This window comes from Kitasatospora sp. NPDC048662 (assembly GCF_055587065.1).
The window spans coordinates 184032-200430 of record NZ_JBVJHA010000008.1 but is presented as its reverse complement, the minus strand read 5'-3'; the positions used below and the strand labels follow the sequence as shown (position 1 = coordinate 200430).

17 protein-coding genes are annotated in these 16399 nt (G+C 72.0%); 4 read left to right on the top strand and 13 right to left on the bottom strand.

Annotated elements, in window-relative coordinates; translation table 11 throughout:
• Positions 1-60: 60 nt before the first annotated feature.
• The 7 genes from ACZ6R9_RS22830 to ACZ6R9_RS22800 all read right to left on the bottom strand — a co-directional run bounded on the left by ACZ6R9_RS22830 (position 61) and on the right by ACZ6R9_RS22800 (position 5553).
• Entirely contained in the window at positions 61-1239 is a 1179-nt protein-coding gene (locus tag ACZ6R9_RS22830; protein ID WP_465539953.1) for a methyltransferase domain-containing protein, read from the bottom strand.
• On the bottom strand, positions 1236-1379 hold the full coding sequence (locus ACZ6R9_RS22825; protein WP_465539952.1) for a hypothetical protein: 144 nt from the start codon (positions 1377-1379) through the stop codon (positions 1236-1238). The genes ACZ6R9_RS22830 and ACZ6R9_RS22825 overlap by 4 nt, the downstream gene beginning before the upstream one ends.
• A 142-nt stretch (positions 1380-1521) precedes the next feature.
• Positions 1522-2370, bottom strand: a complete 849-nt coding sequence (locus ACZ6R9_RS22820; protein ID WP_465539949.1) for a helix-turn-helix domain-containing protein — start codon at positions 2368-2370, stop codon at positions 1522-1524.
• A gap of 30 nt (positions 2371-2400) precedes the next feature.
• Positions 2401-2931 carry a DUF6879 family protein gene (locus ACZ6R9_RS22815; RefSeq protein WP_465539947.1) on the bottom strand — a complete coding sequence of 177 codons (531 nt, stop codon included), beginning with the start codon at positions 2929-2931 and terminating at the stop codon, positions 2401-2403.
• Entirely contained in the window at positions 2855-3166 is a 312-nt protein-coding gene (locus tag ACZ6R9_RS22810; RefSeq protein ID WP_465539946.1) for a hypothetical protein, read from the bottom strand. The genes ACZ6R9_RS22815 and ACZ6R9_RS22810 overlap by 77 nt, the downstream gene beginning before the upstream one ends.
• Before the next feature lie 137 nt (positions 3167-3303).
• Positions 3304-4467: a M48 family metallopeptidase gene (locus ACZ6R9_RS22805; protein ID WP_465539945.1), complete on the bottom strand. Its 1164-nt coding sequence runs from the start codon at positions 4465-4467 to the stop codon at positions 3304-3306.
• Positions 4468-4626: 159 nt separating this feature from the next.
• Positions 4627-5553, bottom strand: coding sequence for a helix-turn-helix domain-containing protein (locus ACZ6R9_RS22800; RefSeq protein ID WP_465539944.1), 927 nt, complete (start codon positions 5551-5553; stop codon positions 4627-4629).
• Positions 5554-5639: 86 nt separating this feature from the next.
• Here ACZ6R9_RS22800 and ACZ6R9_RS22795 point away from each other — a divergent pair, with 86 nt between their 5' ends.
• Entirely contained in the window at positions 5640-6404 is a 765-nt protein-coding gene (locus ACZ6R9_RS22795) for a GNAT family N-acetyltransferase (protein ID WP_465539942.1), read from the top strand.
• A 72-nt stretch (positions 6405-6476) separates the two neighbouring features.
• Here ACZ6R9_RS22795 and glnII read toward each other — a convergent pair whose 3' ends face one another.
• Both glnII and ACZ6R9_RS22785 read right to left on the bottom strand, forming a co-directional pair.
• Positions 6477-7499, bottom strand: coding sequence for a glutamine synthetase GlnII (gene glnII, locus ACZ6R9_RS22790; protein WP_380485976.1), 1023 nt, complete (start codon positions 7497-7499; stop codon positions 6477-6479).
• A gap of 184 nt (positions 7500-7683) precedes the next feature.
• A complete protein-coding gene (locus ACZ6R9_RS22785) occupies positions 7684-8616 on the bottom strand; it encodes an SCO1860 family LAETG-anchored protein (RefSeq protein WP_465539940.1) in 933 nt (310 codons plus the stop codon).
• A gap of 247 nt (positions 8617-8863) precedes the next feature.
• Here ACZ6R9_RS22785 and ACZ6R9_RS22780 point away from each other — a divergent pair, with 247 nt between their 5' ends.
• Both ACZ6R9_RS22780 and ACZ6R9_RS22775 read left to right on the top strand, forming a co-directional pair.
• Complete coding sequence (locus ACZ6R9_RS22780) at positions 8864-9544, top strand: hypothetical protein (RefSeq protein WP_465539938.1); 681 nt, start codon at positions 8864-8866, stop codon at positions 9542-9544.
• 125 nt (positions 9545-9669) lie between these two features.
• On the top strand, positions 9670-9966 hold the full coding sequence (locus tag ACZ6R9_RS22775; protein WP_380485970.1) for a hypothetical protein: 297 nt from the start codon (positions 9670-9672) through the stop codon (positions 9964-9966).
• A gap of 77 nt (positions 9967-10043) precedes the next feature.
• On the opposite strand, the gene ACZ6R9_RS22770 is transcribed toward ACZ6R9_RS22775, so the two are convergent.
• The 3 genes from ACZ6R9_RS22770 to ACZ6R9_RS22760 all read right to left on the bottom strand — a co-directional run bounded on the left by ACZ6R9_RS22770 (position 10044) and on the right by ACZ6R9_RS22760 (position 15012).
• A complete protein-coding gene (locus ACZ6R9_RS22770; RefSeq protein WP_465540070.1) occupies positions 10044-12626 on the bottom strand; it encodes a SpoIIE family protein phosphatase in 2583 nt (860 codons plus the stop codon).
• A gap of 451 nt (positions 12627-13077) precedes the next feature.
• On the bottom strand, positions 13078-13755 hold the full coding sequence (locus ACZ6R9_RS22765; RefSeq protein WP_380485968.1) for a uracil-DNA glycosylase: 678 nt from the start codon (positions 13753-13755) through the stop codon (positions 13078-13080).
• 171 nt (positions 13756-13926) lie between these two features.
• Positions 13927-15012 carry an amidohydrolase family protein gene (locus tag ACZ6R9_RS22760; protein WP_465539935.1) on the bottom strand — a complete coding sequence of 362 codons (1086 nt, stop codon included), beginning with the start codon at positions 15010-15012 and terminating at the stop codon, positions 13927-13929.
• A gap of 137 nt (positions 15013-15149) precedes the next feature.
• Here ACZ6R9_RS22760 and ACZ6R9_RS22755 point away from each other — a divergent pair, with 137 nt between their 5' ends.
• Positions 15150-16232: a pyridoxal-phosphate-dependent aminotransferase family protein gene (locus ACZ6R9_RS22755; protein WP_465539933.1), complete on the top strand. Its 1083-nt coding sequence runs from the start codon at positions 15150-15152 to the stop codon at positions 16230-16232.
• A 7-nt stretch (positions 16233-16239) separates the two neighbouring features.
• On the opposite strand, the gene ACZ6R9_RS22750 is transcribed toward ACZ6R9_RS22755, so the two are convergent.
• Positions 16240-16371, bottom strand: a complete 132-nt coding sequence (locus ACZ6R9_RS22750; protein WP_380485960.1) for a hypothetical protein — start codon at positions 16369-16371, stop codon at positions 16240-16242.
• Between the last annotated feature and the right edge of the window lie 28 nt (positions 16372-16399).

Here is a 16399-nt window from a genome sequence, read left to right as displayed (position 1 = left end):
CAGTTGCGGGCGGCGGCGATGCGGCGGGTGGCGCGGGGGTGGGTGGCGCTGGCCTTCACGTCAGCTCTGCATGGGAACGGGCTTGTCGGGGCCGTCCAGCCACGCGAGGTGCCTGTCGGGGGTCACGGTGAGGCCGAAGCGTTCGAAGCCGGGGCGGCCCTGCCCGTCCCACCAGCGGTAGGCGGTCTCCACCTCGTCCCAGAGTCTGCGGGGACCGGACTGGTACACCTCGTACTCGGTACGGCCGCGCTCATAGTCCACCGAGGCCCACGACTGCTTGTCGCGACTGTAGATCCACAGCGTGTACGCGCCGTGGTCGTACCGCTCCGCCCGCCAGAACGCGCCCGGTACACCGAGCCCGATGACGAATTGCTGAAACCACTCGCCGGTGTCCCGCGGGGACAGCGCGGTCGTACTCCGCACACCATCCGCCGGCCACGGCACCCCGTGCAGGTACTCGGCGAACAACGGCCGTTCGGTCCGCTGCTGCCGAAGCCTCATGAACGCCGAGCCGCCCACGAAGCTGCCGACCGCCCGGGTTCCGTCCTCGTTCACGATCAGCCGGACGATCTGCTCCCCGCCGTACTCGGTGCCGAACGGGGCGACGATCACCGCACCGGGGGCTGACTGTTCCAGCCACGCCGACGGGATCTCCAGCAGCGAGCAGGTCGCGATGATGCGGTCGTAGGGGGCGCCCACCGACCACCCCGCCCGCCCGTCGCCCTCGACCACGGTCGGTGCGAGCCCGGCCCGGCCCAGGTTCTCCCGCGCACCGCGCGCGACGGCCGGATCGTACTCGACGGTCACCACGTTCAAGTCGCCGAGACGGTGGGCGAGAAGACCCGCGTTCCATCCCGTGCCCGTGCCGATCTCCAGCACCCTGTCACCCTGATGCACGTCCAGGTGCCGGAGCATGGACACCACCATGGTCGGCATGGAGTTGGACGAACTCGGTGTGGTGCCGAGACCGTCCCCCTCGTGCGCGCCGTCGTCCCACTGTGTGGTCAGCGGGACGTCCGAGTAGACGGCCCGGTGCCACTCGGCGGGGTCCTTCGACCGGTACACCGCGGGGTTCTGCCGGGTGCCGTCCGCGATGCCCGGCCAGATGCGGTCCGGGACGAACAGCTCCCGTGGCACGGCCTTGAACGCGGGGAGCCAGTCCGAGGAGAGCGCGCCGTCGGCCACCAGCGCGGAGGCGAGCCCCTGCGGGCCCGCCTCCTGGTGCGGTTCGCCGGTCACTTGCCGCCCGCCGGGTTCTGTCCGTCCGAGGTGTTGCCACCCTCGTCCGAGCCGCCCCCGCCGTGCCCGGAGCCCTTGTTGCTGTCATCCTGCTGTTTGCCGCCCGAGCCATCACCCGTGCCGCCGCCGTGCTTGCCCACCTCACACCTCCGTGCTGGCTGTACCCGCCGGGCGGTCGCCCGCCGGATGACACCGCCCGTCGCCGAGACGGCGCGGGCGTGAGACAGACGGTAGAGACCCCGCCGCTGCGTGCTCAACGAACTTGCGCCTTATTGCGCAGCGTCACTCCAAGGAGGCAACGGCGGCAGTGATCAGAGCTCTGGCCTTCGCTCCGTACACCGCCATCTCGGACAGTCCCGCGAAAGCCCGGATGTAGTCCGCGACTTCTCCGGGCTGGAGCACGTTGACCTTCGCGGTCAGGGTCTCCACCGCCACCCGTTGATCATCGAACAGGTAGAACGCTTCCAGCGGCCAGACGGTACGGGAGCAGCCGGCCGGGATGACTCCGACGGAGACGGACGGCAATGACATCAAAGTGAGCAGATGGCCGAGCTGAGCGGCCATGTCCTCCGCACTGCCGATCCTGGTCCGCAGGACCCACTCCTCGATCAGGACAGCGAACCGGCGCGCCCCCGTGTACATGAGCTGTGCCCGCGCCAGGCGCGCTGGGACGGCCGCCGCAACATCGTTCGGGGTGCCCTGGAAGTCCGTGATGGACTGCATCAGCGCCGTCGCGTACTCGGCGGTCTGGAAGAACCCGGGCAGCACGTTCGAAACGTAGATCCGGAAGAGCCTGGTGCGCTCGTAGTCGCTGATGACCCGCTCTTGGGCAAGCCTCATGCCGGAGCTGTTCCGGCGTCTCCACTCCTGGTACATCGAGTCAGCGGCACGGGACGCGGCGATCAGGTCCGGGATCCGGTCACTGGCCCCGCACGCGGTGCACCAAGCCCTTATGTCGCCTTCCGACGGGGCTGCCTTGCCGGACTGGATACGAGAGGTCTTGGCGGGATGCCAACCGCACAGAGCGGACAGCTCGCCCCCGTTGAGTCCGGCGTCCTTGCGGATCTCGACCAGTTGGTCCGCGATGGCCTTCCGTGCTGCGACAACGCTGGACGACGGCGACGATGACATGTGCTGTCCACCTGGTGGTTCGGAGCCGGCTCAGACCTTGAAGTCCTCATGGGGCACCGCACGTTCCCACACGGCTTCGAACGCCCTCGTGCAGAGCTCCACGGTGGCGGGCTCCTCCGTCATGACGTTCCGGGGATCGGCCCACTCCCCCTCACCGGTGAACAGGTTGAACCGCACGATCCGATTGTCGAACAACCAGAAGTCGGCTCCCGGCAACGCAAGGTCCAATGCCCGGCTCCGGGGCAGCCATCGGATCTGCTCACCGGCCGCGATGTTGGTGAATGTGTGGGAGTGCTCGTAGCGGATGTACTCGGTGACGGGTTCCGACACGATTCGGGCGCGCCGGATGATCACGCCACGGGCAACGGTCTCCACCACGAAGTCATGGAAGGGATGCCACCATTCGGCACGGTTCTCCAGGGAGTACCGGTGACCCGCTCTCCACGCGGCGAACTGGTCGGCTTCGTCAGTGACGCTGTACTGGTCACGCATCTCCAGATGCACGGCCGACTTCTTCGTCGCCCGGAGCAGCGTCCTGAAGTCCGGCACGCTCGAGTGCATCGCAAGCCTTCCTGATGAATGGGATCATTCGCTCGGGGATGCTGATGACGGACTCATGAGCAGGAACGCCGGCCTTGTGACCGGCCACCCACTCGGTCTGATCGACTTCCTCGAATTCGGCCCCGGTTACCGTATCGCTCTGGATCACAAGTCGGCGCCCAGCCATGTCCGCCCAGACGGTGGGCGAGCCTTCCTCGTTGGTCTCAGGGTCGATTCCGAAGAACTCCAGGCCCATGGCCACCTCTCCTGTCACGCAGCTTGCGCATTCCTGCGCTCGGAGTTGACGTGACCACCAGCATCCAATGTCCGGAGCCGCCCTGTCAGGCGATTCTCCTTCTCGCGGGCCGTCATCTCAGCGGGCCCCGCTTTGGGTCAGGAGGCCCGCGCGGCCCGCCAGTTGCGGGCGGCGGCGATGCGGCGGGTGGCGCTGGGGTGGGTGGCGAGGAGGAGTTCGAGGGCGCGTGGGGGGTTGGGGTCGGAGACGTTGGCGACTGCGAGGCGGCGTTGCATGGCGATGAACTGGTCGGTGTCGCCGGTGAGTTCGAGGGCGTGCCGGTCGGCGCGGGTCTCGATCCGGCGGCTGACCGCGCACTGGGCGGGGACGCTGGCGGCGCCAAGCAGGGCGGCGAGGGCCGCGAGCAGCGGCAGGGAGCGCGGGTCCTGCGGGTTTGCGGCGCCCGCCGCGTCCAGCAGTGGCTGCCAGGCGAGGAGCGCGGCCAGGACCGGCACCACGACGGCCGCGCCGAGCGCGCCCAGGACGGTGCCGGTGGCGACGTCGCGGTGCTTGACGTGGCCGAGTTCGTGCGCGGCGACGAGTTCGATCTCGCGGGGGTCGGCGGTCTCCAGCAGGGTGTCGTAGACCACGATCCGCCGGGTCGGGCCGAAGCCGGACACGTACGCGTTCAGCGCGGTGGTGCGGCGGGACGCGTCGGCGACCAGCACGTCGCGCACCGCGATGCCGTCGCGGCGGGCCAACTCCAGGAGTGCGGTGCGCAGTTCGCCCTCCGGCATCGAGGAGAAACGGTTGAACAGCGGCTCGAACACCAGCGGGTGCAGGAACGACATCGCGACCGTCAGCAGCGCCGCCGCCAGCGCGCCCGGCACCCACCAGCCCGTCGGCGAGTGCCCGATCAGCGCGTACAGGCCGAGCGTCAGCGGCAGGAACAGCGCCAGGGTCACCGCCGTGCCGCGCGCCGCGTCCACCGCCCAGCCCTTCCAGCCCTGGGTGACCAGGCCGAACCGGGCCCGGGCCGTCCGGACCTTGGCCGAGAACGGCAGCGTCACGGCCCGCCCGAGCAGCACCAGCGCCGCGCTCCCGCCCAGCACCTCGGCCGCCCAACTGCCCCCGAACCAGCCGCCGACCGCCGTCACCAGCCCCGCCCCGGCCGCCGTGAACCCGAGCACGGCCGACAGCGCCAGCGAGGCGAGCTGACCGCCGAGCGCCCACGGCAACTGCGCCCGCCGCAGCGCCCGCCCACGAGCCACCTCCTGCGGGGTGAAGTCGCCGGACGGGTCGGGGGGCGTGGTGTCGGCCATACCTCCAGCGTAGTGACCCGGCGCCCCGTCAGACCCCCGCGCGCAGCGCCGTCCTGCGCCGGGCAAGCCGTCGCACCGCCAGGCCGCTGCGCGCAGCACCGACCACCCGGCCGTCCGACCCGACCACCTGGCCGGCCGACCACCCGCCCCGGCCGGCCGTCAGGCCGTCAGTGCCGCCGTGAGCCAGCCGAACACCGGGGCCAGCGACGGCGGCACCGGCCGGCCGTTGATCCGGGCGAGCAGTTCCCAGTAGCGCTCCGCCCGGGGGTCGCCCGCCACCTCCAGCCTGGTCAGCAGCCAGTCCCGCAGCGCGGCGTCGTCCGGCCGTCCGAACACCTCCGCGTAGCGGGCCGTGAGCCCGGCCACCACCTGCGCGGCCTGCGCCGAGCCCGGTTCGAGGCCGGCCGAGAGCGCGCCGCCGACGGCCTCCCGGACCTGCTCGGTCAGCTCGTGGTGCAGTCCCGTGGTGTCGCCGGCGGCGCGTTCCGCCGCCTGGTAGGTGGCCATCCGCCGCAGCGAGGCGCGGAACTCCCCGTCCCGGGTCAGCTCGGCGAGCTCCGCCCACGCGGTCAGCTGCGTGGCGCTCGGCTCCTCCGGAAGTTCCGGCACTGTCGTCCGGAGCAGTTCCACCAGTTCGGGGTTGGCGTCCACCGCGCCGAAGGTGTCGTCGACGAACTCCTCGATCATTCGGCGGCGTTCCTCGTCGGACAGCCTCGCCAGTCGGTGCATCAACGCGATCTCCTCTCCTTCGCTTCCCTGTTCGGCGACCGCGTGGAGCACCGCCCGGCGCAGCCGCAGGGCGCGGATCTGCACGTCCAGGGCGTCCGCGTGGGCCCGCGCCACCTCGCCGACCGCGGTCTCCCGGTCCAGCACCCGGCGGATCGTGCCCAGGTCGAGCCCCAATTCGCGCAGGGTGCGCACCAGTTCCAGCCGCGCCACGGCCCGTGCCCCGTACCGCCGGTACCCGGCCGGGCTGCGGTCCGTGGACGGCACCAGCCCGGTGTCCGAGTAGAACCTGATGGTCTTGACCGTCAGCCCGGTCCGCCGCGCCAACGCCCCGATCGTCACGAGCTCCTCGCCGTCCATGACCCCACTGTGCGGTCTCCCCCCACGGGAGACTCAAGCCGAATATCCCTTCGGCCGGAGCCACCGGTCCGGCCTACGATGGCCGGATGGTGGGCGAGGAGAGTCTGCGGACAGCACTGGAGTTCCGTCGCGGGTTCGCCCGCAGGCAGGCCGACGAGGTGGTCGAACTGCCGGGCGGGTTCGCGGTGTTGAGCGAGAGGTACCGGCATTCGCACGAGCACAACCAGCTGATCCTGGACGCCCCGCCGAGCGGGGTGGACGTGGCGGGGCTGGCCGAGGAGGCGCTCGGGCATCTGGGGCACCGGCGGATCGCGGTGTTCGACGACGCGTCCGCGCAGGCACTGTCCCCGGGCCTGGTCGCGGCCGGGTACCGGCACGAGGTCGAGGTGGTGATGGTCCACCAGGGGCCGGTGCCCGCTCCCGGCGGCGCGGACCAGGTCGAACTTGCCGACCTGGCGCCGATGCTGGACCGGCAGTGGCGCAGCTGGCTGCCGTGGGCCCCGGACGACGCGATCGAGCAGCTGGTGTCGCGGCGCACGGCCCGCAAGGCCGGCGCGGGCCGGGTGCTGATCCTGGCGGCGCGGGACGAGGACGGCGAGTTCGGCTCCTGGGTGGACCTGTACCAGGACGCGTCGGGCACCGCACAGATCGAGGACCTGGCGACGGCGGAGCACCGGCAGCGCCGCGGCCTCGCGGACCGGGTGCTGACCACCGCCCTGCACCTGGCCGCCGAGCAGTCCCCGGACGGCCTGCGTTTCCTGGTCGCGGACGCCGAGGACTGGCCGCAGCACTGGTACGCCCGCCGCGGTTTCGTGCCGGTCGGCCGCACCCACGGTTTCGTCAGGATGTAGCGCCGAGCAACACGACAGCGCCCGCCGATCCCCCCGAGCTGGGGTTCGGCGGGCGCCGTCACGCGTGGCGGATCAGACCTGGCCGGCCTTCTCCAGGGCCTCGCAGCAGGTGTTGATCAGCAGGCGGGTGACCACGTACGGGTCGATGTTCGCGTTCGGGCGACGGTCCTCGATGTAGCCCTTCTGCTCCACCTCGACCTGCCACGGGATGCGGACCGAGGCGCCGCGGTTGGAGACGCCGTACGAGTAGACGTTCCACGGGGCGGTCTCGTGCTTGCCGGTCAGGCGGGACTGGATGTCGTCACCGTACTGGTTGACGTGCTCCAGCACCTTCTCCTGGGAGGCGCCGAGCGACTCGCAGGCGGTGATGATGGCGTCGTAGCCCTCGCGCATCGCCTTGGTGGAGAAGTTGGTGTGGGCACCCGCGCCGTTCCAGTCGCCACGGGCCGGCTTGGCGTCCAGGGTGGCGTCGATGCCGAACTCCTCGGCGGTGCGGTACAGCAGGTAGCGGGCGATCCACAGGTCGTCCGAGACGGTCAGCGCGTCGACCGGGCCGATCTGGAACTCCCACTGGCCGGGCATGACCTCGGCGTTGATGCCGCAGATCGCCAGGCCGGCGTCGATGCAGCGGTCGAGGTGCAGCTCGACGATCTCGCGGCCGAAGACCTCCTCGGCACCCACGCCGCAGTAGTAGCCGCCCTGCGGGGCCGGGTAGCCGCCCTCCGGGAAACCGAGCGGGCGGGAGCCCTTGAAGAAGGTGTACTCCTGCTCGATGCCGAAGATCGACTCCTGGTCGGCGTAACGCTCGGCGACCTCGCGCAGCAGGGCGCGGTTGTTGGACTCGTGGGCGGTGCCGTTGGTCTCCAGCACCTCGCACAGCACCAGGATGTGCTCGCCACCGCGGATCGGGTCCTTGACGACGCGCACCGGGTCGAGGACGCGGTCCGAGGCGTGGCCCTCGGCCTGGTTGGTGGAGGAGCCGTCGAAGCCCCAGGTGGGGATCTTGTCCGCGTTCGGCAGGACCCGAGTCTTGGAGCGCAGCTTCGCGGTCGGCTTGGTGCCGTCGATCCAGATGTACTCGGCCTTGATTGCCATCGCGGTGAACCTCACTGCTCGGAACTGCTCGGGTGGTGGGTGCCTGGGTAGCCTCGCAAACCGCCGTTTCCCGGTTGTTCCTCCTATGTAACGCCCATGTGAACCAACGGTCCGCAGCGGTGTGCTCACCCTCGGGGAGGGTCCGCCCCGGAGGGTGAGCACACCACGGGCCCGAGGCCCGGGTTCAGCGGTGACGGGCGTGCGCGGCGCGCCGGCGGCGGGTCATCCACACGGCGGCCCCGCCGGCCACCAGCAGGGTGAAGCCGCCGGCGGCCATCGCGGTGGTGCCGGTCGAACCGGTGAACGCCAGCTCCTCGCCGGACTCCTTCGGCGCCGTGCGGTTCTGCGCCGTTCCGGGCGCGGAGCCGGACGGGCTCGGCGCGCCGGACGTGGCGGCGGCGGGCGCGACGGCCGCCACCGGCTTCTCGCAGGACACCGCGGCGACCGTCACCTTGCCGTCCACCTTGGCGACGTTCAGGTTCAGCGGGTTGATCGACACCTGGACCTCCAGCGCGGAGGCGGCGGCGGTGCTGCTGGTGACGGTCTTCTTCGAGAACTCGACGTCCACCGAGCCGATCGCCGGAACGTCCACGTGGGTGGGCGAGTTGAGGCCCACCGTCACCGACTTCCCGAGCACCGTCAGCTTCACCGGGGCGGTCACCTTGGCGGTCGGCTGCCCGTCCACGGGGCAGCTGACCTCGGTGCTCATCGCCTCCAGCCCGAGCAGCGTGGTCAGCGGCAGACCGGGGACGTGCACGTCCGCGCCGACCAGCTGCACCGAGGCGGTGGCCAGCTTGTCGTCCGCCTTGGTCACGGACTTGCCGACCTGCGCCTTCACCAGGTTCACCGGCTTCCCGTTGTCCACCCCGTCGACGGTCGCGGTGAGCATCGCCCCGTCCCGCTGGGCCGGCGACTCCACCTTGTTCAGCGCCACCTCGACGGGCACCTTCACCGCGTTCAACAGCGTGACGTTCAGGGCGAGTTCGGCCGTCACCGCACTCGCCTTCCCGGGCTTCGCGGGCGCACCCGCGTCGGCGGCGTGGGCCGGCAGCGGCAGCGCGACCGCGAGCGCGGAGACGGCCAGGGCGGACACGGCGACCGTGCGCAGAACAGACATGACAGGAACCCCCACACATGGTGAACGACAGAGCGCACCCACAACCTCACCCGGCACACCGGCACGGAAAGGGGGCTCGCGCTCTCGACTGCCGCCAGTCTTCTCGAACCGTGCGTCACCCCAGCAACACGGAGCGTCAGTTCACTCCTTCGAGTGAGGTTGACGATCTGGACTGACCGTTTCCGAAGAGATTCCGGCACGCATCGGAGCCTTCCCACCGGTGCGGGAGGCGGGCAGAGTGAACACCATGACGGTGGGGACGATCATGTTGGCGGCGCCGCTCGGCTGTTGGCTGCTCGCGGCGCCGAAGGGGCGGGTCCGGCCGGTGATCGCGGCGGTGCTCGCGGCGGCGACGCTGGTCGCGGCGGCCGGAATGCTGAACCGGCTGCCCCAGCAGGTGCGTTGGACGAGCCTGGTGGGCGCCGGATCCGTCCTGGCCGTGGTGCCGCTGGTGGGTCTGGCCCTGGTGTGGCCCGTGCACAAGGGCGAGAGCGGCGACCGCCGGGGGTTCGCGGCCGCGTGGATGGTGGGCTGCGCGCTGCTGATCGGGGCGGCGACCTGGCTGTTCGGCTCGTTCCTGCGCGACAACGGGCGGCCCGCCGAGATCCCGGCCGCATCGGAGATGGCCCCGCTGCCGGCCGGGCTCCTGATCACCTCCGAACGCTCCGGCTGCGGCACCGGATCCGCGGACTTCTGCGAACACGACCTGCTCGTGGGCGGCACCTCCGGCCAGCACCCCGCCCAGGTCCTCGACCAGGTCCGCGGCCACCTCACGGCCACCGGCTGGCCGCTGACCCCGAACGGGCAGGGCGGCTGGACGGCCTGCCGGACCCACGGCTCCCTGCTGGACGCCTACGAGGTGTGCGTGCACCTGACCGGCACCGACAGCGGCGCCACCGTCACCCTCGGCACCACCGACACATGGTGACCCGCCACGGGCACCCTTGACGGGCCGCACCGGCGGTGAACACTTGACCGCCGCGGTACGTACTCACGGGTGGGGGGACGTGAAGCCGTCCGGTTTCACGTGAGCGTTTCACCGAAGGAGGAGAGATGCTGCGCATCGTGGCGACAGGGCTCCTCACCGGCCTGCTCTGCCTCGGCGGTGCGGCCACCGCGATGGCGGCCGCCAATCCGAGCGGGACCGGGCCCCCGAACCAGTCCTGCCAGAGCTTCGAGACCCCCGGCACCGGCGCCGGGGCCCCCGGACACTCCGGTACCTCACCCGGCTCGGTCTTCAACGAGCCCGGCTTCGGCAGCACGAACGGCGGCACCGGCGGCGCGGCCTACAACAACGCGGGCGCCCCGTCCCAGTACGACGTCGCCTGCTTCCAGGTCGCCCAGCACTGACCCCACCGGCCCGGGCCCCGAACCCGGGCCACCCTTGTGCCGCGGGCGCCGCACAGCTTCCCACCCGGACAACGGCTTCATAGCTGGTCAAGTGCTTGTTCACTCCAGATGATCTTGCCGGTTTCGGTGTACCGGGTGCCCCATCGGTCGGCGAGTTGGGCGACGAGGAAGAGTCCGCGTCCGCCCTCGTCGGTGGTGGCGGCGTAGCGCAGGTGGGGTGCGGTGCTGGTGCCGTCGGAGACCTCGCAGACGAGGGCGGCGTCGCGGATCAGGCGCACGTGGATGGGTGGGGCGCCGTAGCGGACGGCATTGGTGACGAGTTCGCTGAGGATGAGTTCGGTGGCGAAGGCTTCGTCCTCGATGCCCCAGGCGTCGAGTTGGTCGTTGACCGCCGCGCGCACGTGGCCGACAGCGGCGGGGTCCTGGGGGACGTCCCACTCGGCGATGTTGCCGGGGCTGAGGGTGCGGGTGCGGGCGACCAGGAGGGTGACGTCGTCATTCTGGTGGGCGGGCGGCAGGCGGCGCAGGATGGCGATGCAGGTCTCTTCCGGGGTGCGGTGCGGGCGGGCCACGCTCTCGCGCAGCAGCTGGAGGCCGCCCTCGATGCCCTGCTCGCGGCTCTCGACGAGTCCGTCGGTGTAGAGGACCAGGAGGCTGCCCGGCGGCAGGTCGATCCGGGCGGTCTCGTAAGGCAGAGCGGTCAGGCCGAGCGGATGCCCCTGGGGGATGTCCGGGTAGTAGGCGCTGCCGTCGGGGTGGACGACGACGGGCGGCGGATGGCCGGCGGTGGCCAGCGTGCAGTGACCGGCGGTGGGGTCGTAGATGGCGTACAGGCAGGTGGCGCCGGTGATGGTGTCCTCTGTGTCGGTGGTTTCCCGGTCGATGCGCTGGACGAGTTCGTCGAGGTGGCCGAGGAGTTCGTCCGGGGGGATGTCGAGAGCGGAGAAGTTGTGGACGGCGGTGCGCAGGCGGCCCATGGTCGCGGCGGCGTGGATGCCGTGTCCGACGACGTCACCGACGACGAGGGCGGCCCGGGTGCCGGGCAGTGGGATCACGTCGTACCAGTCGCCGCCGGCTCCTTCCTGGGCGGGCTGGTAGCGGTGGGCGACCTCCAGGGCGGCTTGCGGCAGCAATTCGCCGGGCAGCAGGCGGCGTTGGAGGGTGGCGGCGAGGGTGTGCTCGCGGGTGTACCGGCGGGCGTTGTCGATGCACAGGGCGGCGTGCGCGGTGAGATCCTCGGCAACGGAGCGGTCGTCCTCCTCGAAGGGTGCCGTGGTGTCGGCGCGCCAGAACTCGGCCACCCCGAGCATGATGCCGCGGGCCAGCAGCGGGGCCGCGATCATCGAGTGCACGCCGTAGTCCAGCAGGGCGCGGGCGGCGGGCGGGTCCTGTTCCTGCCACGCGGCGTCGTCGGTGAGACGGGGTGCGAGCCTGGAGCGTCCGGTGCCCAGGCTCCAGCCCTGGGGAGTGGCCCGGCCGAAGGCGATGGTGCGGCCGAGCGGGAAGAAGGGGGCGTCGTCGCGGATGCCGCCGAGCGCAACGCGGACCACCTCACGGCAGTCCCGCTCGGTGGGCTCTTCGCCCGCTACGACTCCGGGGGCCAGGTCGACGGTGACGAAGTCGGCGAACCGGGGCACGACTGCCTCGGTGAGCTCCTCGGCGGTGCGGGTCACGTCCAAGGTTGTCCCGATGGCGGTGCTGGCGTCGTGCACCAGGCGCAGGCGACCGCGTGCCTGCTCCGCCCGTCCCGACAGGCTGCGCAGTTCCGTGGTGTCACGCAGGGTGGCCACGCTGCCGGGCGGGCCGTCAACCTGGCCGGTCGGCCGAATGTTCACCGCCAGCAGCCGCTCTCCGGCTGCCACCACCTCGTCGCTGACCGTGGTGCCACCGGCCAGCAGGTCCGCCGTCGGCGGCTCCAGACCCAGCTCCCGCACCAAGCGGCCCTCGCAGTCGGGCGGCAGATCCAGCAGGCGCCGCGCCTCGTCGTTGGCGAGCACCACCCGGCCCTCGCCGTCGACGATCACGACGCCCTCGCGCACCGCGTGCAGCACAGCGTCGTGGTGCTCGTACATCCGGGTCATCTCAGCCGGCCCCAGGCCCCGGGTCTGCCGACTGAGCCTCCGGCTGATCAGGGCCGTCCCCAGCACCGACACTGCCAGCGCACCGGCAGCCCCAATGCTGAGGACGCGCACGCGCATGCCGACGACGCCGTTGATGTCGCTGATGTGGGTGCTCGCGGCCACCCATCCGACGAACCGGCCGTTGTCGTAGACCGGGACCCGGGCAACCATCTGCTTCCCACCGGCGCTGGTGTGCACGATTGCGAAGTTCGGATGGTCGCGGGACAGGGTGGGCAGGATGTTGGGCTCCAGCTTCGTTCCGACCCGGTACGGGTAGCGGTCGGTCACGCGGACGTACTGCGCGTCGATGACCTGGATGCCCGTGTCGCCCAAGGCTTGCGATGCTGCCAGGGCCTTGGGCTCGAGGATCGCCGACGGGTTGCTGGTGGCCAGTGCGGGCACCACCCCGGCCGAGTTGGCGAAGGTCTGCGCGACGGCCATCGCCCGGCTCCGGGCCCTTTCGTTGATGTCGTCGTGTGCCTGGACCAGCAGCTCCGCCAGGGCGGTCACGACCAGCAGCAGCACCACCACCAGCTGCATCACGAACACCCGGCCCGCGAGGCTGCGCGGGACGAGAAACGCCGCGCGCCGTCGCCGGCCGGAGCCGCCCCGATCAGTTGCAGAACCTGACGACTGCGGTTCTGCAGCCGCCTCTCCGCCACGCGACAGGGCGGCTCGCCAGGTACCGAACCGCGCCATACCCCACACCTACACCCGCGGTGACGACCGAGCCAGCCGGACACCGACGGGACGCAGGCGCCCCGGGCCGACGGCGTGCCGCCCCGGGACGCGACGCGCGCCCCATCCAGGCGGTGTTCCCCATGGGCGCACCCGGGCAGATCATCGACTTCGCACACCCCGGCGTCCCGGGGCATGATCGCTGGGCCGGGCGTACGCCTCGCCTGCGCGGATACGGCGGCCGGGCCCCGGACTACCGACACCGCACCACGGTCTCAGCTGAATTCTCCCGAACACGGGGAGCCCTTCAGCGTTACGGCAGCCGCCAGTCCACGGGCTGCCCGCCCTGGCGCACCAGCAGGTCGTTGGCGCGGCTGAACGGGCGGGAGCCGAAGAAGCCGCTGGACGCGGAGTACGGGCTGGGGTGCGGCGATTCGATGCTGGGCACCTGGCCGAGCCACGGCCGCAGTTCGCGGGCGTCGCGGCCCCAGAGGATCGCCACCAGCGGGCCGCCGCGGCCGGCGAGGGCCTTGATGGCCTGCTCGGTGACGGCCTCCCAGCCCTTGCCTCGGTGGCCGTTGGTCTTGCGGGTCTGGGTGGTCAGCGCCCGGTTGAGCAGCAGGACGCCCTGGTTCGCCCACGGCGTCAGGTCGCCGTTGGACGGCGGCGGGAAGCCGAGGTCGTTGCTGTACTCCTGGTAGATGTTGACCAGGCTCGGCGGTATCGGACGCACCTCCGGCGCGACCGAGAAGCTCAGGCCGACGGCGTGCCCCGGCGTCGGGTACGGATCCTGACCGACGATCAGCACCCGAACGTCCGCGAACGGCTGCTGGAACGCCCGCAACACCTGCGGACCCGGCGGCAAGTAGGTGCGGCCGGCGGCGAGTTCGCCGCGCAGGAAGTCCCCCATCGCGGCGACCTGCGGGGCGACCGGCGCGAGGGCCTGGGCCCAGCCGGATTCAACGATTTCGTGCAAGGGTCGAGCAGCCATGGCGAAAGCCTATCGGCCGCACCGACAACGCCAGTTCACGAGGTCGGACGCACCCACCGCGGGGCCTCGTCGTCGGGTTCGTCGGGGCCGGCGAAGTGGAACGGCACCCGGAGCTGCCGCGCCACCGCGACGCCGACGGGCGAGGGCATGCTCGTCCGTCGTCCGCTCCACTCACACCCTTGCACCGTTGAGCACGATGTGCCGCGGCGCGCCCAGTACCCGCAGGTCCGCGCGCGGGTCGGCGTCGTAGACCACCAGGTCGGCGGGGGCGCCCTCGGTGAGGCCGGGGCGGCCGAGCCACTCGCGGGCGGACCAGGTGGCGGCGGCGAGGGCCTCGGTGGGGCTGAGCCCGGCCCTGGTCAGCTCCAGGGCCTCCTCGCCGACCAGGCCGTGGGCGAGCGAGCCGCCCGCGTCGGTGCCCACGTAGATCGGGATGCCGGCGTCGTGGGCGGCCGCGACGGTCGCGTAGCGGTTCTCGTGCAGGCGGCGCATGTGCGCGGACCACTGCGGGAACTTGCTCTCGCCGCCGTCCGCGAGGGTCGGGAAGGTGGCGATGTTGACCAGGGTCGGGACGATCGCCACGCCGCGTTCGGCGAAGGCGGGGATCAGTTCCTCGGTGAGGCCGGTGGCGTGCTCGACGCAGTCGATGCCGGCGGCCAGCAGGTCGGGCAGCGATTCGGTGGCGAAGCAGTGCGCGGTGACGCGGGCGCCCTCGGCGTGCGCGGCGGCGATCGCCTCGGTGAGCGCGTCGCCGGGCCAGCAGGCGGCGAGGTCGCCGGCGCCGCGGTCGATCCAGTCGCCGACCAGCTTGACCCAGCCGTCGCCGCGCCGGGCCTCGGCGGCGACGTACGCGGCGAGGTCGCCGGGCTCGATCTCGTGCGCGTAGTTGCGGATGTAGCGGCGGGTGCGGGCGATGTGCCGCCCAGCCCGGATGATCTTCGGCAGGTCGGCGCGGTCGTCGATCCACCGGGTGTCGGCGGCGGAACCGGCGTCGCGGATCAGCAGGGTGCCGGCGTCCCGGTCGGTGAGGGCCTGCTTCTCGCTGGTGGCCCGGTCGACGGCGCCGTGCGCGTCCAGGCCGACGTGGCAGTGGGCGTCCACCAGGCCGGGCAGCGCCCAGCCGGTGAGGGTGGCGGCGGGTTCGGCCGCGGGCCGCTCGAAGGTCACCCGGCCGTCCACCGCCCAGAGTTCGTCCCGGACGTCCTCCGGCCCGACCAGTACCCGGCCCTTGATGTGCAGCACCCCACCGTCTGTCATGCCTGGCACTGTACTCGGCACCGGTGCGGGGGCACCGGGCGATCTGCGGCACACTGTTCGACGGCGGCCCCGGTGCCGCCACGGCGGTCCTCGTGCCGCCACGGCGAACCCCTCCGTTGCCCGAAAGGCCTGCCCGCATGCTGCTCGACCTTCCCCCGATGACCGCCGACCGGTTCGCCGCGATCGAGGACAAGGTGGCGGCGCTGCTGCACACCGAGGCCGATGTGATCGTCACCCAGGGCGAGGCGCTGCTGCCCCTGGAGGCGGCGATCAAGGGCGCGGCGCACCCGGGTTCGACCGCGCTGAACGTGATCACCGGCCCGTACGGCCAGACCTTCGGCGGCTGGCTGCGCGACGCGGGCGCCAAGGTGATCGACCTGGCCGCGCCGTTCGACGCCGCCGTCACCGCCGAGCAGGTCGCGGAAGCGCTGCGCGCCGACCCGGAGATCGACTTCGTCTCCCTGGTGCACGCCGAGGCCGCTACCGGCAACACCAACCCGGTCGCCGAGATCGCCGCCGTGGTGCGCGAGCACGGCGCGCTGCTGATGCTGGACGCGGTGGCCTCGGTGGCCGCCGAGCCGCTGCTGACCGACGCCTGGGGCATCGACCTGTGCGTGATCGGCGGCCAGAAGGCGATGGGCGGCCCGGCCGGCGTCTCGGCCGTCTCGGTCAGCGAGCGGGCCTGGCAGCGGATCGAGGCCAACCCGGCCGCGCCCCGCCGCTCCTACCTCTCGCTGCTCGACTGGAAGGCCCGCTGGACCGACGCCGGCCGCACCCAACTGCCGCACGCCCCCGCCCAGTTGGAGATGCTCGCGCTGGAGGAGTGCCTGGACGCGATCGCCGCCGAGACCCTCGACGCGGTGATCGCCCGCCACCGCGCCGCAGCCGCCGCCACCCGCGCGGGCGCCATCGCCCTCGGCACCCTCACCCCCTTCGTCCGCCTCGCCGAGCACGCCGCCCCGGTCGCCACCACCCTGCGCACCGCCGACGGCCTCAACGCCACCGACCTCGCCGCCGAACTCCGCCGGCACGCCCCGCAGTTGCCCCTCCAGGCCGGCGGCGGCCCGCTCGCCACCACCATGCTCCGCCTCAACCACTACGGCCCGGCCGCCACCCCCGAAACGGTCATCGCCGCCCTCGAAGCCCTCGCCCAGGCCACCAACGTCTCCGCCGCGGCGGCGGTGGCGGCGGCCACCGAGGCCTGGGATCAGGCGATCTGACGCCTCGTCAGACTTCGAAGGACGGAAGCGCCTCGCACACCGCGTCCAGCGCTTCCTCGTCCAAGGCCCGGACGGCCAGCCAGGCGCCCTCCTGGAGCATCAGCAGGGCGTCCGGCCGGGCGAAGAACCGGGTGTCCACGCCGGGCGTGGACGTGCGGCAGTTCCGT

Coding starts and splice junctions, on each gene's coding strand:
- ACZ6R9_RS22820 (WP_465539949.1), bottom strand. CDS start 2,370: ATGTCATCGTCGCCGTCGTCCAGCGTTGTCGCAGCACGGAAGGCCATC.
- ACZ6R9_RS22770 (WP_465540070.1), bottom strand. CDS start 12,626: ATGCAGCTGGTGGTGGTGCTGCTGCTGGTCGTGACCGCCCTGGCGGAG.
- ACZ6R9_RS22775 (WP_380485970.1), top strand. CDS start 9,670: ATGCTGCGCATCGTGGCGACAGGGCTCCTCACCGGCCTGCTCTGCCTC.
- ACZ6R9_RS22765 (WP_380485968.1), bottom strand. CDS start 13,755: ATGGCTGCTCGACCCTTGCACGAAATCGTTGAATCCGGCTGGGCCCAG.
- ACZ6R9_RS22815 (WP_465539947.1), bottom strand. CDS start 2,931: ATGCACTCGAGCGTGCCGGACTTCAGGACGCTGCTCCGGGCGACGAAG.
- ACZ6R9_RS22800 (WP_465539944.1), bottom strand. CDS start 5,553: ATGGACGGCGAGGAGCTCGTGACGATCGGGGCGTTGGCGCGGCGGACC.
- ACZ6R9_RS22785 (WP_465539940.1), bottom strand. CDS start 8,616: ATGTCTGTTCTGCGCACGGTCGCCGTGTCCGCCCTGGCCGTCTCCGCG.
- ACZ6R9_RS22760 (WP_465539935.1), bottom strand. CDS start 15,012: ATGACAGACGGTGGGGTGCTGCACATCAAGGGCCGGGTACTGGTCGGG.
- ACZ6R9_RS22805 (WP_465539945.1), bottom strand. CDS start 4,467: ATGGCCGACACCACGCCCCCCGACCCGTCCGGCGACTTCACCCCGCAG.
- ACZ6R9_RS22780 (WP_465539938.1), top strand. CDS start 8,864: ATGACGGTGGGGACGATCATGTTGGCGGCGCCGCTCGGCTGTTGGCTG.
- ACZ6R9_RS22810 (WP_465539946.1), bottom strand. CDS start 3,166: ATGGGCCTGGAGTTCTTCGGAATCGACCCTGAGACCAACGAGGAAGGC.
- ACZ6R9_RS22755 (WP_465539933.1), top strand. CDS start 15,150: ATGCTGCTCGACCTTCCCCCGATGACCGCCGACCGGTTCGCCGCGATC.
- ACZ6R9_RS22795 (WP_465539942.1), top strand. CDS start 5,640: ATGGTGGGCGAGGAGAGTCTGCGGACAGCACTGGAGTTCCGTCGCGGG.
- glnII (WP_380485976.1), bottom strand. CDS start 7,499: ATGGCAATCAAGGCCGAGTACATCTGGATCGACGGCACCAAGCCGACC.